The 22,106-nt window shown below is 69.0% G+C and carries 19 protein-coding genes, 2 tRNA genes and 1 other RNA gene; 11 read left to right on the top strand and 11 right to left on the bottom strand.

Features of this window, described 5'->3' with window-relative positions:
* Window positions 1–12: 12 nt before the first annotated feature.
* From BLR68_RS12195 to BLR68_RS12180, 4 genes are all read right to left on the bottom strand, one after another.
* Window positions 13–921, bottom strand: a complete 909-nt coding sequence (locus tag BLR68_RS12195) for a DUF808 domain-containing protein (protein ID WP_018186663.1) — start codon at window positions 919–921, stop codon at window positions 13–15.
* A gap of 27 nt (window positions 922–948) precedes the next feature.
* The gene (locus BLR68_RS12190) at window positions 949–3,927 is read right to left on the bottom strand and encodes a bifunctional [glutamine synthetase] adenylyltransferase/[glutamine synthetase]-adenylyl-L-tyrosine phosphorylase (protein WP_018186662.1); all 2,979 of its coding nucleotides are present in this window, start codon (window positions 3,925–3,927) and stop codon (window positions 949–951) included.
* Between the two features lie 4 nt (window positions 3,928–3,931).
* Window positions 3,932–5,269 carry a type I glutamate--ammonia ligase gene (glnA, locus tag BLR68_RS12185; RefSeq protein WP_018186661.1) on the bottom strand — a complete coding sequence of 446 codons (1,338 nt, stop codon included), beginning with the start codon at window positions 5,267–5,269 and terminating at the stop codon, window positions 3,932–3,934.
* A 78-nt stretch (window positions 5,270–5,347) separates the two neighbouring features.
* Window positions 5,348–5,530: a hypothetical protein gene (locus BLR68_RS12180; protein ID WP_018186660.1), complete on the bottom strand. Its 183-nt coding sequence runs from the start codon at window positions 5,528–5,530 to the stop codon at window positions 5,348–5,350.
* 92 nt (window positions 5,531–5,622) lie between these two features.
* Here BLR68_RS12180 and ppgK point away from each other — a divergent pair, with 92 nt between their 5' ends.
* Window positions 5,623–6,444, top strand: coding sequence for a polyphosphate--glucose phosphotransferase (gene ppgK, locus BLR68_RS12175; protein ID WP_018186659.1), 822 nt, complete (start codon window positions 5,623–5,625; stop codon window positions 6,442–6,444).
* A gap of 2 nt (window positions 6,445–6,446) precedes the next feature.
* Complete coding sequence (locus BLR68_RS12170) at window positions 6,447–6,707, top strand: hypothetical protein (RefSeq protein WP_018186658.1); 261 nt, start codon at window positions 6,447–6,449, stop codon at window positions 6,705–6,707.
* Between the two features lie 21 nt (window positions 6,708–6,728).
* Here BLR68_RS12170 and rnpB read toward each other — a convergent pair.
* The 3 genes from rnpB to BLR68_RS12155 all read right to left on the bottom strand — a co-directional run bounded on the left by rnpB (window position 6,729) and on the right by BLR68_RS12155 (window position 9,573).
* Window positions 6,729–7,089, bottom strand: an RNA gene (gene rnpB / locus BLR68_RS12165) — RNase P RNA component class A.
* 31 nt (window positions 7,090–7,120) lie between these two features.
* The gene (locus BLR68_RS12160; RefSeq protein ID WP_018186657.1) at window positions 7,121–8,884 is read right to left on the bottom strand and encodes a bifunctional 3'-5' exonuclease/DNA polymerase; all 1,764 of its coding nucleotides are present in this window, start codon (window positions 8,882–8,884) and stop codon (window positions 7,121–7,123) included.
* Window positions 8,842–9,573 carry a zinc ribbon domain-containing protein gene (locus BLR68_RS12155; RefSeq protein ID WP_018186656.1) on the bottom strand — a complete coding sequence of 244 codons (732 nt, stop codon included), beginning with the start codon at window positions 9,571–9,573 and terminating at the stop codon, window positions 8,842–8,844. Before BLR68_RS12155 ends, BLR68_RS12160 begins: the two co-directional genes overlap by 43 nt.
* Window positions 9,574–9,680: 107 nt before the next feature.
* Between BLR68_RS12155 and BLR68_RS12150 the strand changes: the two genes are divergently transcribed.
* Window positions 9,681–11,180, top strand: a complete 1,500-nt coding sequence (locus BLR68_RS12150) for an amino acid permease (protein WP_018186655.1) — start codon at window positions 9,681–9,683, stop codon at window positions 11,178–11,180.
* A 20-nt stretch (window positions 11,181–11,200) separates the two neighbouring features.
* Here BLR68_RS12150 and BLR68_RS12145 read toward each other — a convergent pair.
* Window positions 11,201–11,276 (bottom strand) — tRNA-Val (locus BLR68_RS12145).
* A gap of 149 nt (window positions 11,277–11,425) precedes the next feature.
* Between BLR68_RS12145 and aceE the strand changes: the two genes are divergently transcribed.
* From aceE to BLR68_RS12115, 6 genes are all read left to right on the top strand, one after another.
* A complete protein-coding gene (gene aceE, locus BLR68_RS12140; RefSeq protein ID WP_018186654.1) occupies window positions 11,426–14,152 on the top strand; it encodes a pyruvate dehydrogenase (acetyl-transferring), homodimeric type in 2,727 nt (908 codons plus the stop codon).
* A gap of 8 nt (window positions 14,153–14,160) precedes the next feature.
* On the top strand, window positions 14,161–15,363 hold the full coding sequence (locus BLR68_RS12135; protein WP_018186653.1) for a PucR family transcriptional regulator: 1,203 nt from the start codon (window positions 14,161–14,163) through the stop codon (window positions 15,361–15,363).
* 86 nt (window positions 15,364–15,449) lie between these two features.
* Window positions 15,450–16,367: an ACP S-malonyltransferase gene (locus BLR68_RS12130; protein WP_026302848.1), complete on the top strand. Its 918-nt coding sequence runs from the start codon at window positions 15,450–15,452 to the stop codon at window positions 16,365–16,367.
* Window positions 16,364–17,365: a beta-ketoacyl-ACP synthase III gene (locus BLR68_RS12125; RefSeq protein ID WP_018186651.1), complete on the top strand. Its 1,002-nt coding sequence runs from the start codon at window positions 16,364–16,366 to the stop codon at window positions 17,363–17,365. Before BLR68_RS12130 ends, BLR68_RS12125 begins: the two co-directional genes overlap by 4 nt.
* A gap of 69 nt (window positions 17,366–17,434) precedes the next feature.
* A complete protein-coding gene (locus BLR68_RS12120; protein WP_018186650.1) occupies window positions 17,435–17,683 on the top strand; it encodes an acyl carrier protein in 249 nt (82 codons plus the stop codon).
* A gap of 50 nt (window positions 17,684–17,733) precedes the next feature.
* The gene (locus tag BLR68_RS12115) at window positions 17,734–18,972 is read left to right on the top strand and encodes a beta-ketoacyl-[acyl-carrier-protein] synthase family protein (RefSeq protein ID WP_018186649.1); all 1,239 of its coding nucleotides are present in this window, start codon (window positions 17,734–17,736) and stop codon (window positions 18,970–18,972) included.
* Between the two features lie 170 nt (window positions 18,973–19,142).
* Here BLR68_RS12115 and BLR68_RS12110 read toward each other — a convergent pair whose 3' ends face one another.
* Complete coding sequence (locus BLR68_RS12110; protein WP_026302847.1) at window positions 19,143–19,646, bottom strand: DUF3145 domain-containing protein; 504 nt, start codon at window positions 19,644–19,646, stop codon at window positions 19,143–19,145.
* Window positions 19,647–19,846: 200 nt separating this feature from the next.
* On the opposite strand from BLR68_RS12110, the gene BLR68_RS18000 reads away from it, so the two are divergent.
* A complete protein-coding gene (locus tag BLR68_RS18000) occupies window positions 19,847–19,993 on the top strand; it encodes a hypothetical protein (RefSeq protein WP_018186647.1) in 147 nt (48 codons plus the stop codon).
* 327 nt (window positions 19,994–20,320) lie between these two features.
* On the opposite strand, the gene BLR68_RS12105 is transcribed toward BLR68_RS18000, so the two are convergent.
* Window positions 20,321–20,394: transfer RNA gene (locus tag BLR68_RS12105), tRNA-Ile, on the bottom strand.
* Between the two features lie 14 nt (window positions 20,395–20,408).
* Window positions 20,409–21,488 (bottom strand): DMT family transporter, encoded by a 1,080-nt coding sequence (locus BLR68_RS12100; protein ID WP_018186645.1) that lies wholly within the window; start codon window positions 21,486–21,488, stop codon window positions 20,409–20,411.
* Between the two features lie 41 nt (window positions 21,489–21,529).
* Here BLR68_RS12100 and def point away from each other — a divergent pair, with 41 nt between their 5' ends.
* Entirely contained in the window at window positions 21,530–22,096 is a 567-nt protein-coding gene (gene def, locus BLR68_RS12095; RefSeq protein WP_018186644.1) for a peptide deformylase, read from the top strand.
* Window positions 22,097–22,106 lie beyond the last annotated feature (10 nt).

The raw sequence follows: 22,106 nt of genomic DNA, 5'->3' as shown, positions 1-22,106 counted from the left end.
CCCTTGACAGCCTCAGTGGGCTGCCGGCGTCTCGGTCTTCGTGTGTCCCCGGTCCTTGCCGCGCAGGCGTCCGATCAGCAGGATGACTCCGACGATGACGAGCCCGAGGAGCAGACCGGCGACGGCGGACACGAGTGTCTCGCCGATCCACACGATGACGGGCCCGGCGGCCTCGAGCAGATGCTCCACACCGTGCAGCAGGTCCGTCGTCCAGTGCCAACCGACCTTGCCCACGTTCTCGAGCACGAGGTGTCCACCGACCCACAGCATGGCGACGGTGCCGAGGATGCTGATGGCACGGAACACCGCAGGCATGGAGCGTACGATCCGGGCGCCGTTGTGGCGCACGCGCTTGATCGAGCTCTTCGCCATCTTCAATCCGATGTCGTCGATCTTCACCAGCAGTGCGACGGCGCCGTAGACGAGGAGGGTCATCATGAGGGCGATGACCGCCAGGATGGCGAGGGTCTGCCATACCCCGAGGTCCTCCTCGAGGCTGTCAAGCGCAATGAGCATGATCTCGCTCGACAGGATGAGGTCGGTGCGGACGGCGCCGAGGACCAGCTTCTTCTCGTCGCGCTCCTCCTCCTCTTCGGCGTGCATGTGGAACCCGAACCACTCGAGCACCTTCTCAGCGCCTTCGAAGCAGAGGAACGCTCCTCCCAGGATGAGCAGAAAAGGGAGCACCTGCGGGGCGAACGCCGTCAGGACGAGCGCGATCGGGATGATGATGAGGAACTTGTTGACGAGCGAGCCGAGCGCGATCTTCGCCACGATCGGGAGCTCCCGAGCCGGCGTGACCCCCTGGACGTACTGGGGCGTCACGGCAGCATCGTCGATGACGACACCGGCTGTCTTGGAAGAGGCCTTCAGGGCGGCGCTCAGGATGTCGTCGACGACGGCCAGCAGTCCAACGGACATGGGGGTGCCTTTCGGTGTGATCGGCACTCAGCCGTAGAAGAGATTCTCGAAGGCGCGACGTGCCCGACGCGCGGTACGCAGCCAATCCTCCTCCACCTGCGTGGCGGAGCGCGGCTCATACTCCAAGAGTCTGCCGATGCCGTCGAGTTTGCCACGATCGCTCGGCAGCACGTCGCTGGTCTGGCCGGAGAGGAGCGTGTTGGCCGACCGGAGCCGGCTGGCGAGCCACCATGCCTCGGCAAGACGTTCGGCCGCGTCATCCGGAACCAAACCGGCGCCGCGGGCGGCTTCGAGCGCGGCGGTGGTCGACGTGGTCCGGAGACCTTCGACGTCGGCGGCATGCTGCAGCTGGAGGAGCTGCACGAGCCATTCCACGTCGCTGAGTCCGCCCGGCCCGAGCTTGAGGTGCCGCGACCGATCGACCCCCTGCGGCAGTCGCTCGTTCTCGACCCGCGCCTTGATCCGTTTGATCTCGCGCAGACCCTGCGGATCGGGATGGAGCGGATACCGGAGGTCGTCCGCCAGCGCCATGAAGCGGCCGATCAGCGTGACGCTTCCGGCGACGCCTCGGGCACGCAACAGCGCCTGCGCTTCCCAGGACAGCGACCACCGGCGGTAGTACTCCGCGTAGGAGTCGAGCGATCGCACCATCGGGCCGTTCCGCCCCTCCGGGCGAAGACCCGCGTCGAGATCGAACGGCGCGCGCTGATCCTCCGAATGGGTGCGCAGCCCCTGGACGATCTTGAGCGCGAGCTCCTGCGCCCGCTGCGCCGGCACGCCGTTGGCGTCGTAGACGTAGATGACGTCGGCATCAGAGCCGAAGCCGAGCTCGGCTCCCCCGAAGCGCCCCATCGCGATCACCGCGAAGTCCAGCGCGTCGTCCTCGGGCGGGACGACCTCGCGCCACACCGCGCGGAGGGTCGCCTGGATCGTCACCTCGCTGATCGACGTCAGACCCTGCGAGAGCTCGGCGATCGTCAGCTCGCCCAGCAGTCCCCCGAGGGCGAGGCGAAGGAGCTCGCGGCGACGCAGCGCGCGCACCGAGCGCATCGCGTCGCCTATCGATTCGTGGCGCGCCTGGATCGCGCGCGCCTCCTGCTGCAGGGCGAACCCCGACCTTGGTCGCAGCTGCTCCGAGGAGTCGAGCCAGGCAGCCGCCTCAGGGATCCACTCCATGAGATCGGCGGCATACCGTGAGCCCGACAGCACGTGGGTCAGACGCTCCGCCGCACCAGAGGAGTCGCGGAGCATCCGCAGGAACCAGGGGGTGTCGCCCAGGCGTTCACTGATCCGCCGGAACGAGACCATGCCGTAGTCCGGATCGACCCCGTCGGCGAACCAGCGGATCATGACAGGCATGAGGTGGCGCTGGATGGTGGCCTTCCGGCTCAGTCCGCTCGTGAGCGCTCCGATGTGGCGAAGCGTCCCCGCCGGGTCTCGGAATCCGATCGCCGCGAGCCGGTCATGCGCTTGAGCTGACGACAGGGCGCCTTGTTCGTCCGCGGGCAGCGCCGCCACCGCCGACAGGAGCGGGCGGTAGAACAGCCGGATGTGGATCTCCCGCACCTGGAGCTTGATGCGCTCCCACACGGCTCCGATCCCAGCGGCATCCGTCGCCAGCCCGGTCGCTCGGGCCAGGACGCGCAGCTCGTCGTCGGTGGTCGGCATGAGGTGGGTACGCTGCAGTCGCCGCAGCTGCAGGCGGTGCTCCATGACGCGGAGGGTGCGGTAGTGCTGGCCGAAGGCCGCGGCATCCGTTCTCCCGATGTATCCCTCCCCGACGAGGGCGACCAGGGCACCCAGGGTGCTCTGCTGACGGATGCCCTCGTCCGACAGGCCGTGGACCAGCTGCAGCAGCTGGACGGTGAACTCGATGTCGCGGATGCCGCCGGGCCCGAGCTTCAGCTGCCGGGCGACCTCGTCTGAGGGGATGTGATCCGTCACGCGCTCGCGCATCCGCTGGACGCTGTCGACGAAGTTCTCCCGGGCGCTGCTCGTCCAGACGAGCGGTTGCACCGCGGCGCAGTACCGCTCCCCCAGTTCCAGATCCCCCGCGAGGGCACGCGCCTTCAGAAGCGCCTGGAACTCCCAACTCTTCGCCCACCGCGCGTAGTACGACAGGTGCGAGTCGAGGGTGCGGACGAGGGCTCCCTGCTTGCCTTCGGGCCGGAGGTTGGGGTCGACCTCCCACAGGGGCGGTTCGATCTCGACATCCGAGATGCCGCGCATCGTCAGCGCCGCGAGACGGGTCGCGATGTCGACCGCGCGGCCCTCGGCGAGTTCCGCTCCTTCGGCCACCCCGGCGACGAAGATGACGTCGACGTCGCTGACGTAGTTCAGTTCGCGCGCGCCGGTCTTCCCCATGCCGATGACCGCGAGGCGCGTCACTGCGACCTCGTCACGCGGGAACATCGTCGCCGCGCGAGCGCGAGCGGCGCACAGCGAGGCGTCGAGGGCCGCGCCCGCGGCATCCGCCAGCGCCGCCGCGACCTCCGGCAGCACATCGGCGGCATCGTCGGAGGCGAGGTCGTAGGCGGCGACGAGCGCCACGAGCCGGCGGTAACGGACACGCAGGGCGATCCACGCAGACTCATCGGATGCCGCGGCGAACCCGTCCGCGTCCGCCCCGACGGATTCGAGCAGGCTCTCCCGCATGGTGCGCCCCGAGGGCAGCATCCGTCCCGCACCGATCAGGTGCACGAGCTCCTCGGGATGACGCAGGAAGAAATCGGCGTAGCCCGAGGAAGCCCCGAGGAGGGACCACGCGACGTCGCCGGCCTCGGCGAGCACATGCGTCAGGGCGTCGGGGGCACGCCGACCGATCCGCACGCAGGCCTGCACCGCACCGTCGGGGTCCGCCGCCCGCTGCGCAGCCGCGACGAGATCGGTACGCGCGATGCCGCTCAGCTCGCTCAGCTCGTCCAACGCGTCGGAGGACGATGCGAGGTCCGAGAACCCCGCACGGGCAAGATCGGTGAGCGCAGCCCGTCGCTCGATCGAGGCCATGGCCTCAGAGCATCTCGAGGTTCTTCTGCAGTTCGAAGGGCGTGACCTGCGACCGGTACTCCTGCCACTCGCGACGCTTGTTCAGCAGCACGTAGTTGAAGACCTGCTCGCCGAGGGTCTCCGCCACGAGCTCGGACTCCTCCATGTACTCGAGGGCGTGGTCCAGGCTCGACGGCAGCGGACCGTAGCCGAGGGCTCGGCGCTCGGCATCCGTCAACGACCAGACGTTGTCCTCGGCCTCGGGGGGAAGCTCGTACTCCTCCTCGATGCCCTTGAGGCCGGCCGCGAGCATCAGCGCGTACGCGAGGTAGGGGTTCGCCGCCGAGTCCAGCGCGCGGTACTCGACCCGCGTGGACTGTCCCTTGTTCGGCTTGTACATCGGCACGCGCACGAGCGCGGAGCGATTGTTGTGGCCCCAGCAGACGAAGCTCGGGGCCTCGTCGCCGCCCCAGAGGCGCTTGTACGAGTTCACGAACTGGTTCGTGACGGCCGAGATCTCGTTCGCGTGACGAAGAAGGCCCGCGATGAACTGTCGACCGGTCTTGGAGAGCTGGTACTGCGCACCCTCTTCGTAGAAGGCGTTCATGTCACCTTCGAAGAGGGACATGTGCGTGTGCATCCCGCTGCCGGGCTTGCCGCTGAGGGGCTTCGGCATGAACGTGGCGTAGACGCCCTGCTCGATCGCGACCTCCTTCACGACGGTGCGGAAGGTCATGATGTTGTCCGCGGTCGCGAGAGCGTCCGCGTAGCGGAGGTCGATCTCGTTCTGACCGGGCCCACCCTCGTGGTGGCTGAACTCGACCGAGATGCCGAGGTCCTCGAGCATCCGCACCGAACGACGACGGAAGTCGTGCGCGGTGCCGCCGGGGACGTTGTCGAAGTAGCCTGCCGAGTCGACCGGCTCGGGGCCTTCCGGACCGAACGACGACGACTTGAGCAGGTAGAACTCGATCTCGGGGTGCGTGTAGAACGTGAAGCCCGCGTCGCCGGCCTTGGCCAGTGCGCGCTTGAGCACGTTGCGCGGGTCGGCAACGGCCGGCTGCCCGTCGGGCGTCGTGATGTCGCAGAACATGCGCGCCGTGGGATCGATCTCGCCGCGCCACGGCAGGGTCTGGAACGTGGCGGGGTCCGGATGAGCCAGCAGGTCGGACTCGTAGGAACGCGTCAGCCCCTCGATCGCGGAACCGTCGAACCCGAGGCCCTCGGCGAACGCGCCCTCCACCTCGGCGGGGGCGATGGCGACCGACTTGAGGGTCCCCGTCACATCGGTGAACCACAGCCGGATGAACTTGACCCCCCGCTCCTCGATCGTCCTCAGAACGAAGTCACGCTGCTTGTCCATCGCATCCTTCCCGGTGCCGAGCCGACTGCCAGACTAGCGGTCCGAAGCCGCGACGCCGTCACGCGACGCGGCGCCCGCTCACTCGTCTTCGGCGGCATCCTCTGCGGCCCACCTGCGCGAGCGCTCCCGCATGATCTCCGGGGCACGAGCCGCTTCCTCGGCGGTGTCGAACGGACCGGCGCGATCGACTGCCGGAGACTCGAAGCCCTGCTGGACCTCACCCGTCTTCAGGTTGTACCAGTACTTGTCGGCGTCGCTCATGGGGTCCTCCTCGGCCTCGTGCGGTTCATCCTACGGACGGGTCCGCCAGAGGCCTACGTCCGGGCTGCCGCGGTCGGACTAGGCTCGAGTGCATGACTGGGACCGCCACCACCGCCGTCGGCATCGACATCGGAGGGACGGGCATCAAGGGTGCCCTCGTCGACCTCTCGCAGGGAAAGCTCCTCACCGACCGCATCAAGGTCCCGACACCGAAGGGCGCCGAGCCCGATGATGTCCTGAAGGCCGTGACCGAGGTTCTGGAGAAGCTCGAGGTGACGGATGACGACATCCCCCTCGGTGTGGCGTTCCCCGCGATCGTGAAGAACGGCCGCACACTGTCTGCCGCGAACGTCGCACACACCTGGATCGACTTCGAGGCCGAGGCGTTCTTCGAGAAGGGTCTCGGCCGCCAGATCCACTTCGCCAACGACGCCGACGTCGCCGGCGTGGCCGAGATGCGGTACGGCGCTGCGAAGGACCGCGACGGGGTCGTGCTGCTCACGACCCTCGGGACCGGCATCGGCACCGCGATGATCTACAAGGGCGTCCTCGTCCCGAACACGGAACTCGGCCACCTGCACCGCCCGGGCCACAAGAAGGACTTCGAGCACTTCGCCGCGTACTCGGCAATGGAGCGCGAAGAGCTCGAATGGGATGCCTGGGCCGAGCGCCTGCAGCAGTACTACAGCCACCTCGAGTTCCTCTTCACCCCCGACCTGTTCGTCGTCGGTGGCGGCGTCTCCAAGCACGCCGACAAATTCCTGCCCCTGCTGGATCTGAAGACCGAGATCGTCCCTGCCGTGCACCGCAACAACGCGGGCATCATCGGAGCCGCCGCACTGGCGCTCGCCGGCGACGACTCCGGCGCGTCGGTCGACGAGGGCGAAGACCTGGCGGGCACGACCTCGCGCTGACCATGAAGGTGCAACAGGTCGATGAGCGCGATGCGCGCTCCGAGGACTACGCGGTCGGTTACCGCGTGATGCTTGTTGGCCCCGGGCTTCGCATCGCGGCCTTCGACGTCGACGACGCAACACCTCGAGACGTCATGGAGTGGGCGGAGTCGGCCGCCGCCACTCGTGAGGCGAACTTCTCGATCGCCGCGAGGACGCGTAGCGACGACGGCGGAGTGGACCTCATCTGGCTGACTCCACCCCCGGAAACCTTCATGGGCTAGGACGCCTCGACGTACGAGGGGCGAATGGGCCGGCCTGTACGCCGGGTTCTGTCCGGGGGTCGAAACCCCGTGGACGGTCATCTCTCTCGGCGACACGTTGCCGTGCCGCTCCAGCGGTCTACCCGGGGACTCGGCGGGCCGCGTCGGCATCCCCTGTCTGACCTTGCTCCGGGCGAGGTTTACCGTGCGGGCCGTGTCACCACGACCCCGGTGGTCTCTTACACCACCCTTTCACCCTTACCCCGGTCGGAACCGGGGCGGTCTGCTCTCTGTGGCACTGTCTCGCGGATCACTCCGGGTGGGTGTTACCCACCGCCCTGCCCTGTGGAGCCCGGACGTTCCTCGGTGCGCTCTCGCGCCACGCGACCGTCCAGCCGACCCATTCGCGGGGTCGAGTCTAGTCGTCGGGGCGGTCAGTCCTTCGCCGCGTCGACCCGCACCTGCAGGTCGAGGCGGAAGTCGAGGGGGATGTCGCCGAAGAGGAGCCGGGTCGCCGCGTCCGCGGCCTGGCGCACCGCCTCCGCCGCCTGCTCCGCATGCGCGGCGGGTGCGTGGACGATGACCTCGTCGTGGAGGAAGAACGCGAGATGCGCCTGCCGCGAGTGGAGCGCGCCCGACCGGGGTGCGGCATCCTCGTCACCGACGAACGGCAGCAGCGCGAGCCTCGCCCGCAGATCGCCGAGCCACGCGAGGGCCCATTCGGCCGCGGTTCCCTGCACGACGAAGTTCCGCGTGAACCGGCCCCGGTCGCGCGCGATGCGCCGGGCCTGGGTGCGGTCCGTCTCGGTCGCGTCGGGATCGCCCGCTCGACTCTGCACCGCGCGCCATCCGGGCGACGGAGGTGGACTGGACCGCCCGAGCCAGGTCGAGACGACGCCGCCCTCCTCGCCCACACGGGCTGCGTCGTCCACGAGTCCCATCGCCCGCGGATACGCCCGTCGGAGCGCCGGGACGAGGCGGCCGCTGTCCCCCGTCGTCGCGCCGTACATCGCGCCCAGCAGGGCGAATTTCGCCTCGGAGCGGGTACTGACAACGCCTCGCGAGACGATGCCCTCGTAAAGGTCGGTATCGCGCGCACTGTCTGCGAGGGCGGCATCCCGCGACATCGCCGCCAGCACCCGAGGCTCGAGCTGCGCGACGTCGGCGACCACCAGCGTCCATCCCGGGTCAGCGCGGACGGCGGGGCGAAGCTGCCGCGGCAGCTGCAGCGCCCCGCCGCCCGACGACGCCCACCGGCCGGTCACGACGCCGCCGGGGACGTACACGGGACGGAATCGGCCCTCCGGCGCCCACTCGTCCCGCCACGCCCACCCGTTCGCCGTGTACATCCGCATGAGCCGCTTGTACTCCAGGAGCGGTGCGACGACCGGGTGGTCGTACTCCTTCAGCTCCCACTTGCTCGTCGACGTCGCGGCGACGCCGACGCGATGGAGCGCCCGCAGGAGCTTCGGCTGCGAATCGAGACTCGCGCCGGGATCCCCGAGAAGACCGCGAATCTCGCCCGCCAGGGCGACGATGCGCGCAGGTGGCCGGCCGCCGGAGTCCCGCTCGCCGAGCATCGCGGTCAGGATCTCGTCGTGGACCCGCCCGTCCCACGGCACGCCCGCCGCGTGCATCTCGGCCGCGACGAGGGCACCGACGGACTCGGCCGCGACGAGCAGCCGCAAGCTGGGAGCACTGGCGCCGATCACCCGCCGTTGCCGCTCGAACTCGGCGACCGCGGCATCGATGTCGTGAGGCGCCTCGCGGGAGCCGGGGTCGAGATCGAAGAGGGCGCTCGGACCGTCGTCCGAGACGGATGCCGCGGCATCCCACTCCGTCGCCCGTCGGAGCGCGTCGGTGTCGACTGCGAGGGCGCTGTCACGCAGGATCGCGTGGACGAGGCGAAGGTCGTGGCAGCGGGTGACGCGGACTCCCGCTGCGATCAGCGACGGATACCAGTGCGAGGTGTCGCTCCACACCCACCGCGTCGTATCACCCGCCCGACGGACGTGCTCGCGGAGGGACGACGCATCGACGAGCACACGGTCGACCGCCCGCCCGTCGACATTGAGCGAGACGAGGGCGATCCGCCCCTCGGAGGCGCCCACGACGATCCACGGGACGGGACCGTCCGAGGGAGCGCCCGGATCGGTCAGAGCCCGGAGTCCTCGTCGCGAACGAGGATGCAGCCGCACTCCGGGCACGTGACGACGTCCTCCTCCGCCGCGGCACGCACGACGTTGAGGTCGGTGCCCGACAGGACCATGTGGCAGCCACCGCACGTGCGACGCTGCAGGTGACCTGCACCGTTCCCGCGAGCGGCGAGGCTGTCGTACATGCCGACGAGGTCGGCGGGAAGCGACGCGGCGATCGCGGCACGGTCGCGGGTCGCAGCCTCGAGACGCGTGGTCGCCTCGGCGACGGTCGCCTTGGCCTCGGCGCTTAGCCGCGCCCCCTCTTCATTGACCGACGCTATGAGGGCCTCCTGCTCCGCCACAGCGGCTTCGGCGGCCTCGAGACGCTCCATGACCTCGAGCTCGGCGTCCTCCAGGTCGCTCTTGCGCCGGGCGAGCGAAGCGATCTCGTGCTCCAGCCCCTGGGCGTCCTTGACGCTCGACGTCGCGGCGAGCAGGTCGTTGTCGCGCGCGGTCCGGGCGTCGACGACAGCGACGTCGGACTGGATGCGGGCGAGTTCGGCCTTCGCATCGTCGCGCTCACCGAGCCGACGCGTCAGCTCGGCCGAGTGGGTCGCGCGCTCCGCCAGCAGCTCCTTCACGCGTGCGGCCTGCGCGGGGTTCTGTCGCGCGTGATCCGCACGGCGCACGGCGATGTCGGCGTCGGCGAGATCGAGGAGGCGGCGCTGGTCGGTAAAGCTGGCTTTCACGTCCTCCAACCTACCCCGCGGGCGACCGGCCGTCGGGGCGACGGCTTCAGACAGGATGCCGCGACGCACTAACATTGCGTGCCGGAATCGCGCGGGAGGAGAACAGCATGAGCGTGCTGCGCACCAAGACGGTCGAACAGTCGATCGCCGACACCGAAGAGCCCGAGTTCAAACTCAAGAAATCGCTCTCGGCCCTCGACCTCACGGTCTTCGGCGTCGGCGTCGTCATCGGCGCCGGGATCTTCACCCTGACCGGACGCGCCGCCCATGAGGTCGCCGGCCCCGCGATCGTCATCAGCTTCGTCGTGGCCGCCATCGCGTGCGGGCTCGCAGCCATGTGTTACGCCGAGTTCGCGTCCACGGTTCCCGTGTCGGGTTCGGCCTACACCTTCTCCTACGCATCGCTCGGCGAGCTCTTCGCCTGGATCATCGGATGGGATCTGATCCTCGAGATGTTCCTGGGGGCGAGCGTCGTCGCGCAGGGGTGGAGCGCCTACCTCGGATCGCTCATGGAGCAGCTCGGCGCCCCGATCCCCGCCGCGATCGGATACGGCGGGTCTATCGACCTGATGGCCGTCCTCCTGGTGGTGGTCCTCGGCGTGCTGATCACCGTCGGCATCCGGGAGTCCCTTCGGGTGAACCTCGTGCTCGTCGCGGTGAAGCTGTTCATCGTCCTGTTCGTGATCGTCGCGGGACTGATGTTCGTCAACCCAGCGAACTACTCCCCCTTCGTGCCGGACGCAGCTCCCCGCGAGACCGCCTCGGGACTCACCCAGCCGCTCCTGCAGTTCTTCTCGGGCATCGAGCCGACCGCGTTCGGCGTCGGCGGCATCTTCGCGGGCGCCGCCCTCGTGTTCTTCGCGTACATCGGGTTCGACGTCGTCGCGACGACGGCGGAGGAGACCAAGCGCCCGCAGCGCGACCTGCCGATCGGCATCATCGCCTCGCTCATCATCTGCACGGTGCTCTACGGCGCCGTCGCTCTCGTCGTCACCGGCATGGTGCCCTACGACAAGCTCGACCCCGCCGCGGCGCTCGCCAACGCGTTCGCGTTCCACGGCCAGACCTGGATGGCGACCGTCATCTCGGCGGGCGCCGTGGCCGGCCTCACGACGGTCGTGCTGACCCTCATGATCGGTGCGACGCGCATCATCTTCGCGATGTCGCGCGACGCCCTCCTGCCGCGCGGGCTCGCGAAGGTACACCCCCGGTTCCGCACCCCGTGGGTCATCTCGGCGATCGTGACGGTCATCGTCGCCCTCGTCGCCGGCCTCACGCCGGTCGGCGTGCTCGAGGAGATGGTCAACATCGGCACGCTGTCGGCGTTCGTGCTCGTCTCGGTCGGCGTCATCGTCCTCCGCCGTCGGCGTCCGGATCTGGAGCGCGGCTTCCGCGTCCCGCTGAATCCGTGGCTGCCGGCACTGTCGGTGATCGTCTGCGTCTATCTGATGCTCAACCTGACCGTCGAGACGTGGCTGCGCTTCCTCATCTGGCTCGCCATCGGCTTCGTGATCTACTTCGCGTACTCACGTCGGCACTCGCGTCTCGGCAAGGGCGGCGACCTGTACATCGACCCCGCGACACCGAAGGTCGCCGGTCGGGACTGAGGGGAGCGGCGGGATGCCGGTGGTGGGCCCTGCCGGGATCGAACCGACGACATCCACGGTGTAAACGTGGCGCTCTACCAGCTGAGCTAAAGGCCCTGACGTACCGAGTCTAGGGCGCCCGCGCGGCGTCCAGCACCGGGCCGTATGGGTAGGCTGAGGACAAGCGAGTTGTGCGCGGCGAACAAGCGCGCCCTCGCTCGATCCCTCCTTCCTGGCACGATCTGCCAGGCGACGAAAGGCCTCTTGTGACTGTCAACGATCAGGATCCGTACTCGCAGGGCCCGCAGGACAGCGACCCGGAAGAGACGTCGGAGTGGCAGGATTCCCTGCGCCAACTCGTCGACGCCCGCGGAGCGAGCCGCGGCCGCGAGATCATGCTGAGCCTGCTGCAGAGCTCGCGTGAACTGCACCTCAACGTCCCGCAGGTCCCCACGACGGACTACATCAACACGATCCCCGTCGACAGCGAGCCGGAGTTCCCGGGCGACGAAGAGGTGGAGCGCCGCTACCGCAGCTGGATCCGCTGGAACGCCGCCCTCACGGTGCACCGTGCGCAGCGCCCCGGCATCGGTGTCGGCGGCCACATCTCCACGTACGCGTCGTCGGCGGCACTGTACGAGGTCGGCTTCAACCACTTCTTCCGCGGTCCGGACCACGAGAGCGGTGGCGACCAGGTCTTCTTCCAGGGGCACGCCTCCCCCGGCATGTACGCCCGCTCGTTCCTCGAGGGCGGCCTGACGACGCAGCAGCTCGACGGGTTCCGCCAGGAGGCATCCGCTGCCCCTCACGGCCTGCCGTCGTACCCGCACCCGCGCCTCATGCCGGACTACTGGCAGTTCCCGACCGTCTCGATGGGCCTCGGTCCCATCAACGCCATCTACCAGGCGATGACGAACAAGTACCTCACCAACCGCGGCGTCAAGGATCTCTCCGACGCCCACGTGTGGGCCTTCCTCGGCGACGGCGAGATGGACGAGGTCGAGAGCCGCGGCCAGCTGCAGGTCGCCGCCAACGAGGGCCTCGACAACCTGACCTTCGTCGTCAACTGCAACCTGCAGCGCCTCGACGGCCCCGTTCGCGGCAACGGCAAGATCGTCCAGGAGCTCGAGAGCTTCTTCCGCGGTGCCGGCTGGAACGTCATCAAGGTCGTCTGGGGTCGCGAGTGGGACGACCTGCTCTCCCGCGACCAGGACGGCGCGCTGCTCAACCTCATGAACAGCACCCCCGACGGCGACTTCCAGACGTATAAGGCCGAGAACGGCGCGTACGTCCGTGAGCACTTCTTCGGCCGCGACGAGCGCGCCGCAGCCCTTGTCAAGGACTACTCCGACGAGCAGATCTGGAACCTCAAGCGCGGTGGCCACGACTACCGCAAGGTCTTCGCGGCGTACAAGGCGGCCATGGAGCACAAGGGCCAGCCGACCGTCATCCTGGCGAAGACCGTCAAGGGCTACGGGCTCGGCCCGCACTTCGAGGGGCGCAACGCGACGCACCAGATGAAAAAGATGACCCTCGACGACCTCAAGCTGTTCCGCGACCAGATGCACATCCCGCTGACGGACGCCCAGCTCGAAGAGAACCCCTACGAGCCGCCGTACTACCACCCGGGCGCCGAGGACGAGACCATCAAGTACATGGTCGAGCGGCGTCGCGCACTGGGCGGCACGCTCCCGCAGCGTCGCAGCACGCACACCTCGCTGAGCCTCCCCGACGACAGCGTGTACGCGCTGCCGAAGAAGGGGTCGGGCACGCAGGAGGTCGCCACCACGATGGCGTTCGTGCGGCTGCTCAAGGATCTGCTGCGCTCGAAGGACTTCGGCCACCGCATCGTGCCGATCATCCCAGACGAGGCACGCACGTTCGGTATGGACGCGTACTTCCCGACGGCGAAGATCTACAACCCCAACGGGCAGAACTACACGTCCGTCGACCGCGAGCTGCTCCTGGCCTACAAGGAGAGCCCGCAGGGTCAGATCATGCACGTGGGCATCAACGAGGCCGGCGCCCTCGCCGCCTTCACCGGTGTCGGCACGTCCTACGCGACCCACGGCGAGCCGCTCATCCCGGTCTACGTCTTCTACTCGATGTTCGGCTTCCAGCGCACGGGCGACGCTCAGTGGGCCGCCGGCGACCAGATGGCGCGCGGGTTCATCATCGGCGCCACGGCGGGCCGCACCACCCTCACGGGTGAGGGCCTGCAGCACGCCGACGGCCACTCGCACCTGCTCGCCTCGACCAACCCGGCGACCGTCTCGTACGACCCGGCCTACGGCTACGAGATCGCGCACATCGTGCAGTCCGGTCTCGAGCGCATGTACGGCGGGGAGCACGAGGACCCGAACGTCATGTACTACATCACGGTCTACAACGAGCCGATCGTCCAGCCCAAGGAGCCGGAGGATGTCGACGTCGACGGCATCGTCCGCGGCATCCACCGCGTCTCGACCGGTGAGGGCGAGGGGCACCGCGCCCAGATCCTCGCGTCGGGCGTCGGGCTGGCGTGGGCCCACGAGGCGCAGAAGCTCCTCAAGGACGACTGGGGCGTCGTGGCCGACGTCTGGTCGGTGACCAGCTGGACCGAGCTCCGCCGCGACGGCCTCGCCGCAGACGAGCACAACTTCCTGCACCCGACCGACGAGCCCAAGACGGCCTACATCACCGAGAAGCTCCGCGACTCGGAGGGGCCCGTCGTCGCCGTCAGCGACTTCATGCACGCCGTCCAGGACCAGATCCGCCAGTGGGTCCCGCGCCGTTACGCGACGCTCGGTGCCGACGGCTTCGGCTTCTCGGACACGCGTGCCGCGGCTCGTCGTCAGTTCAAGATCGACGGCCCGTCGATCGTCGTGCGGACCCTGCAGGCCCTGGCCGAGGACGGCGTCGTCGACCGCGGCCTGTCGGCACAGGCGATCGAGAAGTACCGCCTGCACGACGTCAACGCCGGCACCTCCGGCAACGCGGGCGGCGAAGCCTGACCCGCGCGATGACCGAACGGCCGACCGCCCAGGAGAAGGCGGAGACACTCGCGTGGCTCCGCCGGATCTCGGGAGATCTCGCGACCACCACGCTCCGGAGGCTCGAGGAGTACCTGCCCTGGTACGCCGAGATGCCTCCGGGGCGCCGGTCGGCCGTCGGTCTCGTCGCCCAGTCGGGCATCTCGTCCTTCGTCGACTGGTACGACGACCCGAACTCGACGCCGTGGATCGCGGCCGACGTCTTCGCGTCGGCGCCGCGCGAGCTGCTGCGGAGCATCAGCCTCACCCAGACGCTCCAGCTCATCAAGGTGACGGTCGAGACCACCGAGGAACGCGTCGCCGGACGGGGCAACGGACTGCGCGAGAGCATCCTGCTCTACTCGCGCGAGGTCGCCTTCGCCGCGGCGGACGTCTACGCCCGGGCTGCGGAAGCACGCGGCTTGTGGGATGCCCGCCTCGAAGCGCTCGTCGTCGACTCGATCCTCACGGGTGAGGCCGATGAGGAGCTCCCGAGCCGCATCGCCGCCCTCGGCTGGCACGGCCACGGCGAGGTCGCGGTCCTCGTGGGCACGACTCCCCCGCAGCTCGACGTCGACCAGGTGCGCCGCACGGCGCGGAAGCTCGGCGTCGACGTGCTCATCGGAGTGCAGGGCTCCCGCCTGGTTCTCGTCATCGGTCGGGCCGACCAGAGCGGCCGCGAGGATGCCGAAGAGCTGCCCTTCGCCGAGATCGCGACGCGCCTCGAGCCGGGGTTCGGAAGCGGTCACCTCGTGCTGGGGCCCACGGCATCCGCCCTGCTCGACGCAGGACTGAGCGCCCGGGCGGCCCTGGCCGGATTCGCGGTCGCCAAGTCGTGGCGGAACGCCCCGCGCCCCGTGGACGCCGACGACCTGCTTCCCGAGCGCGCTCTCGCAGGCGATCCGCTCGCGAAGGCCACGCTCATCGAACGGATCTACCGCCCGCTGCAGGCGCACTCGACGGATCTCGTCACGACGCTCTGGAGCTACCTCGACAACGGTCGCTCGCTCGAGGCGACGGCCCGCGAACTGTTCGTACATCCCAACACGGTCCGCTACCGACTCAAGCGGGTCTCCGACGTCATCGGATGGGATGCCACAGGTCCCCGTGAGGCTCTGATCCTGCAGACGGCGCTCATCCTCGGCTCGATCGGCGGCGACGTGACCCGCCGTCGCCCCGTGCGCCGAACCTGATCTCTGTACGACTCGAACAAACGGATCGCACTTTCTTGTGCGCTCACCGACAGCAACGACGACTCGAACTTGCAAGGATGGAAACCGTGATCATCGCCGTCTTCCCGGGTCAGGGCTCTCAGACCCCCGGGTTCCTCACTCCGTGGCTGGAGACCGAGGGCACCCGTGAGCTCCTCGAGCAGTACTCCGCCTACGCCGAGGTCGACCTGGTCGCGGCGGGCACCGAGTGGGATGCCGACCGCATCCGCGACACCAAGGTCGCCCAGCCGCTCATCGTCGCCGCCAGCCTGCTGTCGTGGCGCGCGCTGGTCGACGCCGGTCATCGCCCCCACGGCGTCGCCGGACACTCCGTCGGCGAGATCGCCGCGCTGGTCGCCGCCGGCGTCCTCTCGGAAGAAAACGGCATGCGCCTGGTCGGCATCCGCGGCCGCGCCATGGCCGAGGCCGCCGCTCTCGAGCAGACCGGCATGAGCGCGGTCGTGGGCGGCGACGAGGCCACGGTCCTCGCCCGCCTGGAAGAGCTCGACCTGACGCCGGCCAACTACAACGGCGGCGGACAGATCGTCGCAGCCGGGGCGCTTCCGGCTCTCGCCGAGCTCGGCTCCGACGCGCCGCGCGGCAGCCGGGTCATCCCGCTGCAGGTCGCGGGCGCATTCCACACGCGGTACATGGCACCGGCCGTCGAGACCCTCCGCACGGCTGCGGCCGCGGTGGAGGCATCCGAACCCGCTCTGACGCTCTGGAGCAACCGCGACGGCGGGACCGTCTCGGACGGCCGCGCCGCACTCGACCTCCTCGTGGCGCAGGTTGCGAACCCCGTCCGATGGGACCTCTGCATGGCCTCGTTCGCCGACAACGAGGTCGCCGGCATCGTCGAGCTCGCTCCCGCGGGCACCCTCGTCGGACTCGCCAAGCGCGGGTTGCGCGGCGTACCGTCTGTTGCGGTGAAGACGCCCGAGGACCTCGCCGCCGCGAACGCCCTCCTGACCGGAGAGAACGCATGACCCCCCAGCTGATCCAGCCCACCGGCGCGGCGCACACCCGCATCTACGCGTACGGCGCCGCCCGCGGTGAGAACGCGGTCCCCAACGAGGACCTGATCGAGCCGATCAACTCGAGCGACGAATGGATCCGTCAGCGCACCGGCATCATCACGCGAGTACGAGCGGATGCCGGTACCACGGCGATCGACCTCGCGTCGGACGCCGCGGCCGAAGCGATCGAGCGCTCCGGCGTCCCGGCCGACAAGATCGACGCCGTCATCGTGGCGACGATCTCGAACCCCAAGCAGACCCCGTCCGTGTCGGCGATCGTGGCCGACCGCGTCGGCGCGAATCCGGCCGCCGCCTACGACCTGAACGCCGCGTGCGCCGGATTCGCCTACGGCGTCGCGCAGGCGGACGCCCTCATCCGTGCGGGTGCCGCGCACTACGCGGTCGTCATCGGCACCGAGAAGCTCAGCGACGTCGTCGACCCGACCGACCGCTCGATTTCGTTCCTGCTCGGGGACGGTGCCGGCGCGGTCGTCATCGGCCCCAGCGACACGCCCGGCATCGGCCCGACCATTTGGGGATCGGACGGCTCGAAAGCGGATGCCGTGGGCATGAACCACACGCTGACCGAGTTCCGCGACGGTGTCGCCCCCTGGCCGACGCTCCGTCAGGAAGGGCCCACCGTGTTCCGCTGGGCCGTCTGGGAGATGGTCAAGGTCGCCCGGCAGGCGATCGAGGCCGCGGGGATCACGCCCGACGACCTCGCGGCCTTCGTGCCCCACCAGGCCAACATGCGCATCATCGACGAGTTCGCCAAGCAGCTGAAGCTGCCCGACACCGTCGTGATCGGTCGCGATATCGAGACGACGGGCAACACCTCGGCGGCATCCATCCCGCTGGCCACCCACCGTCTTCTCGACGAGCACCCCGAGCTCAGCGGCGGCCTCGCCCTGCAGATCGGTTTCGGCGCCGGGCTCGTGTTCGGCGCACAGGTCGTCGTCCTCCCGTGACGACGGCCGTCCCCCACCTAAACTGACTACCGGCCCGGCTGGGCCGACCCCCACAGAAGGAGAAATCCCATGGCATTCACCAACGACGAGGTCCTCGCCGGCCTGGCTGAGCTCATCACCGACGAGACCGGTATCTCGTCCGACGAGGTCGCCCTCGAGAAGTCGTTCACGGACGACCTCGACATCGACTCGATCTCGATGATGACGATCGTCGTCAACGCCGAGGAGAAGTTCGGCGTCACCATCCCCGACGACGAGGTCAAGAACCTCAAGACCGTCGGCGACGCCGTCACCTACATCACGTCCAACCAGGCCTGATCCGCGCGTCCGGTGGGGGTCCGCCCCCACCGGAGCAGCACGAGGGAATCATGAGCAACACGCGAATCTTCGTCACCGGCATCGGTGCGACCTCCCCCATCGGCGGCACCGCCAGCGAGAGCTGGGAGGCGCTCCTCGCCGGAGCGTCCGGTACCCGCACGCTCGAGCACGACTGGGTGGAGCAGTACCAGCTGCCCGTCACGTTCGCCGCCGAGGCGAAGGTGCGACCCGAGACGGTCCTCGACCGTCCCGTCGCCAAGCGCCTCGACCCGTCCTCGCAGCTCGCGATGGTGGCGGCGAAGGAGGCCTGGAAGGATGCCGGCGCGCCCGAGGTCGACCCCGAGCGCCTCGGCGTCGAGTTCGCCACCGGCATCGGCGGGGTATGGACGCTCCTCGACGCATGGGACACCCTGCGCGAGAAGGGCCCGCGGCGCGTCATGCCCATGACCGTGCCGATGCTCATGCCCAACGCTGCAGCGGGCAACCTCTCGCTGCACTTCGGCGCTCGCGCCTACGCTCGCACGTTCGCGAGCGCGTGCGCATCGAGCACCGAGTCGATCGTCAACGCGATCGAGCACATGCGGGCCGGCCTCGCCGACATCGTCATCGCGGGCGGCACCGAGTCGGCGATCCACCCCATCACGATCGCGTCGTTCGCCTCGATGCAGGCGCTGTCGCGTCGCAACGACTCCCCCGAGACGGCATCCCGTCCGGGCAGCATCGACCGTGACGGATTCGTCATGGGAGAGGGCGCCGCGGTCCTCATCCTCGAGACCGAGGAGCACGCGAAGGCCCGCGGCGCGAAGATCTACGCCGAGCTCGTGGGCGGCGGCGTCACCGCCGACTCGTACCACATCACCGCCAACGACCCCGAGGGCACCGGTGCGGCGCGAGCCGTCCGCCTCGCGCTCGAGATGGCGGATGCCTCGCCCGACGACGTCACCCACGTCAACGCGCATGCGACGTCGACCCCCGTCGGCGACCCGAACGAGTACGTCGCCCTGAAGTCCGTCTTCGGCGACCGGGTCGACGAGATGCCGGTGTCGGCCACGAAGGCGTCCACCGGTCACCTCCTCGGCGGCACGGGAGCGCTGGAGGCGATGTTCACGGTGCTGGCGCTCCGCGACCGCATCGCTCCCCCGACCATCAACATCACCGAGCCCGACCCGGCCGTTCCCTTCCGTCTGTCCGGCGACACCGTCCCGCTCGGCGACGGCGACCAGTTGGCCATCAGCAACTCGTTCGGCTTCGGCGGTCACAACGCCGTCGTGGCGTTCCGCTCGGTTTGACCCCGAACACGACGAACGCCCCCGGGAAGCCACCGGGGGCGTTCGTCGTTCAGTTCAGGCGGGGCGGTAGCCGCCCCGGTCTCCGGGAAGCCGTCCGAAGCCGGTCGAGGCCTACTCACCCCGCCTGAAAACCTGTCCGTCCATGGAGTGTCCGCTCCAGCGGAGTCGTCTCAGCCGACCTTGTGCAGCCACACGACCGGAGCGTCGTCGCTTGCGTGGCGGAAGGGTTCGAGCTCCTCGTCCCACGAGGCGCCGAGCGCCACGTCGAGCTCCCGCTGCAGCTCGCTCATGTCGCCGGCGGCGATCTCCATGGCGTAGCGGATGCGGTCCTCTCCGACGACGACGTTGCCCGAGGCATCCGTCTGCGCGTAGTGGATGCCGAGGCTCGGCGTGTGGAGCCAGCGACCGCCGTCGGTGCGGGGCGTCGGATCCTCCGTCACCTCGTACCGCAGGTGCTCCCAGCCGCGCATGGCGGAGGCAAGAGCGGCCCCGCTTCCGGCGGGTCCCTCCCAGTAGAACTCCGCGCGGCGGCTGCCCGGTTGGACGGGCTGGTCCGCCCAGTCGAAGCTGACGGCATGCCCGAGGGCACGACCAGCAGCCCACTCGAGGTGGGGGCACAGCGCGCGTGGCGCGGAATGGATGAAGATCACTCCGCGCGCGTGAGGTGTGGCCATCGATCTCTCCGTTTCGTTCAGGTACGTCTTCCCCTACGACCTGATGGAGAGTGCTGGCCGGATATCCGGTTGTGCCGCCATTATCGCCCATATCCTCGGCGAATCACAACCGTGTAACACGAGGTTCGTCGGACGTTCGTCAACCCCATGGCCCGCGGGACACGATGGGCGCAAGCTGACCGCTCGACGAAAGGACCATCATGAGCGACAACACTCCCCACACGCGCGACGCCGATGACGCTCACGCCGATGACGCACTCCCGACCGACGCCGTCAGCGACGAGGTGAAGGAAGACGCAGCGCGCGCCGGCAGCGAGGTCACCGCCGAGGACCACGACGATCGCTGACGCATCCGCCTCATTCGGCCTACTCGGCCACGCGATCCAACGGAACCGATAGCGAGGATGCTCTGTCAAGCCCCTGCGGGTCGAACGCGGCGAGGGCGTTCGATGTGCGTGTCGAAAGGAGACATGATGAGCGATTCCATCCCCGACAAGCCGAGCCAGGCCGAAGGCGACATCGGCGACGATGACATCACGGCCGCCGAGCAAGACACCGACGAACGGGAGTCCGACACGCAGGACGACTGAACCTACGCGATACGACGAAGCCCTCGCATTCTGCAAAGGAGCGGGGGCTTCCTCGTGCGACGCCGTAGAAGTTCAGAGGTTGAGTAGGGCGGGTGGGACTTGAACCCACGATCGTCGGGTTATGAGCCCGCTGCCTTGACCAGCTTGGCCACCGCCCCCTGTGGAGTCGAGCTTATCGCCCGGGCCGGTCCTCGTCTTTCACGGGCGGCTCCGGCCACACCTTCGAAACGGCCTCGGTGAGACGGATCGACCCCGTCGAAGGACGCTTGCCTTCGGCGGCATCCGCACTCCCCCGCGTGATCGGGATCTCCTGGCTCTCGCTCACCACCTGCGGGTGGTAGCGGGCCAGCTGGAACACCCCGGTGACGGCCAGGACGCCCGCGATCGCGAAACCGATGTATGCGCCGAGCGGTGCGCCCTGCGCTTCGTTGAGGACCGCGAGACCGATCACGATGGCGACGATCGGGTCGATGACCGTGAGACCGGCGATGACGAGGTCCGGCGGACCCGACGAGTAGGCCGTCTGGACGAAGTAGGCGCCCATCGCCGTGCCCGCGAGCAGGGCGACGATGCACAGGACGGTGAGCCATTCGAAGTCGCCGTTGGCGATGCGGTTGATGACCACCTTGGCGAGGGTCGCGACGAAGCCGTAGACCACGCCGGCCGCCACGATGTAGAACAGGGCACGCATCCGCTTGCGCAGCGTCCCCCAGAGGACGCCGAGGACCACCACGACGCCCAGCAGGATGCCGAGGACGGTCAGGAGCTGCCCGTCGCTGATGGGGCGCTCGGTCGCGTACAGTGCGGCCACCGTGACGAAGATGAAGATGCCGCCGACGCACAGCGCGATGGAGGTGATCGAGCGCCTCGTCGGCTTGTGGCCGCTTATCCGGGCGTTCAGGAGCGTCGTGATGACCAGCGAGATCGCGCCGATCGGCTGGACGAGGATCAGCGGCGCGAACGACAGCGCCGCCAGCTGGCACACGATCGCGAGGCCGAGCATCACGGTCCCGAGAACCCAGGACGGACGCGTCAGCAGACGGAGCAGCTGACTGCCGGTCAGACCGGAGACACCCGCCTGAGCCGTCAGCCGCTCGACCTTCTGCACACCGCGGTGCTGATACTGCGCGCCGAAGGACATGAAGACCGCGCCGACGACGGCGAGCGGGATGCCGATCAGGATCGCCGGGTTCCCGAACACGCCCACCAGTTCATCGGTGAGGTCGTTGATCGGTGTTCCGGCATGAATCACGCCTCGACGATACCCGGCTCAGGCCTCGTTAGGCTTCTGACGTGGCCGTACTTCCGATTCGCATCATGGGCGATCCCGTCCTTCACTCCGTCGCCGCTCCCGTCGCCGAGGTGACGGATGAGATCCGCACCCTCGTCGCGGACATGTTCGAGACGATGGACACCGCTCCCGGCGTGGGACTCGCAGCCCCCCAGGTGGGCGTCGGCCTGCGCATCTACACCTACTCCTATCAGGACGACGACGGCGCCCCGTGGCGCGGCGTGATCATCAACCCCGAACTCTGGATGTCGCCGCCGGAGCCGGGCTCCCCCGACCCCGATGACGAGTCGGAGGGATGCCTGTCGTTCCCCGGTGAGCGCTTCCCGCTCCGCCGCGGCGACGAGGTGCTCGTCACCGGCACCGACCTCGACGGCGGCCACGTCCGCATCCGTGTCGACGGCTGGCGTGCCCGCATCATGCAGCACGAGTTCGACCACCTCAACGGCATCCTCTACATCGACCGGCTGTCCGACTCCGATTGGAAGACGACGCAGAAGATCGCGCGCAAGCGCGGCTGGGGAAAGCCGGGCCAGAGCTGGATGCCGGGCGTCGACGACCTCGACGCCTGAGGCACTTCGC

Origin of the sequence: Microbacterium sp. 77mftsu3.1, from assembly GCF_900100525.1 — a bacterium.
Lineage (GTDB): Bacteria > Actinomycetota > Actinomycetes > Actinomycetales > Microbacteriaceae > Microbacterium > Microbacterium aquilitoris.
This window is presented reverse-complemented; position numbering and strand designations above follow the sequence as displayed.

What these genes read in the sequence shown, in the direction of transcription:
- BLR68_RS12195 (WP_018186663.1), bottom strand. Translation starts at nt 921, where the DNA reads ATGTCCGTTGGACTGCTGGCCGTCGTCGACGACATCCTGAGCGCCGCC.
- BLR68_RS12190 (WP_018186662.1), bottom strand. Translation starts at nt 3,927, where the DNA reads ATGGCCTCGATCGAGCGACGGGCTGCGCTCACCGATCTTGCCCGTGCG.
- glnA (WP_018186661.1), bottom strand. Translation starts at nt 5,269, where the DNA reads ATGGACAAGCAGCGTGACTTCGTTCTGAGGACGATCGAGGAGCGGGGG.
- BLR68_RS12180 (WP_018186660.1), bottom strand. Translation starts at nt 5,530, where the DNA reads ATGAGCGACGCCGACAAGTACTGGTACAACCTGAAGACGGGTGAGGTC.
- ppgK (WP_018186659.1), top strand. Translation starts at nt 5,623, where the DNA reads ATGACTGGGACCGCCACCACCGCCGTCGGCATCGACATCGGAGGGACG.
- BLR68_RS12170 (WP_018186658.1), top strand. Translation starts at nt 6,447, where the DNA reads ATGAAGGTGCAACAGGTCGATGAGCGCGATGCGCGCTCCGAGGACTAC.
- BLR68_RS12150 (WP_018186655.1), top strand. Translation starts at nt 9,681, where the DNA reads ATGAGCGTGCTGCGCACCAAGACGGTCGAACAGTCGATCGCCGACACC.
- BLR68_RS12135 (WP_018186653.1), top strand. Translation starts at nt 14,161, where the DNA reads ATGACCGAACGGCCGACCGCCCAGGAGAAGGCGGAGACACTCGCGTGG.
- BLR68_RS12125 (WP_018186651.1), top strand. Translation starts at nt 16,364, where the DNA reads ATGACCCCCCAGCTGATCCAGCCCACCGGCGCGGCGCACACCCGCATC.
- BLR68_RS12120 (WP_018186650.1), top strand. Translation starts at nt 17,435, where the DNA reads ATGGCATTCACCAACGACGAGGTCCTCGCCGGCCTGGCTGAGCTCATC.
- BLR68_RS12115 (WP_018186649.1), top strand. Translation starts at nt 17,734, where the DNA reads ATGAGCAACACGCGAATCTTCGTCACCGGCATCGGTGCGACCTCCCCC.
- BLR68_RS12110 (WP_026302847.1), bottom strand. Translation starts at nt 19,646, where the DNA reads ATGGCCACACCTCACGCGCGCGGAGTGATCTTCATCCATTCCGCGCCA.
- BLR68_RS18000 (WP_018186647.1), top strand. Translation starts at nt 19,847, where the DNA reads ATGAGCGACAACACTCCCCACACGCGCGACGCCGATGACGCTCACGCC.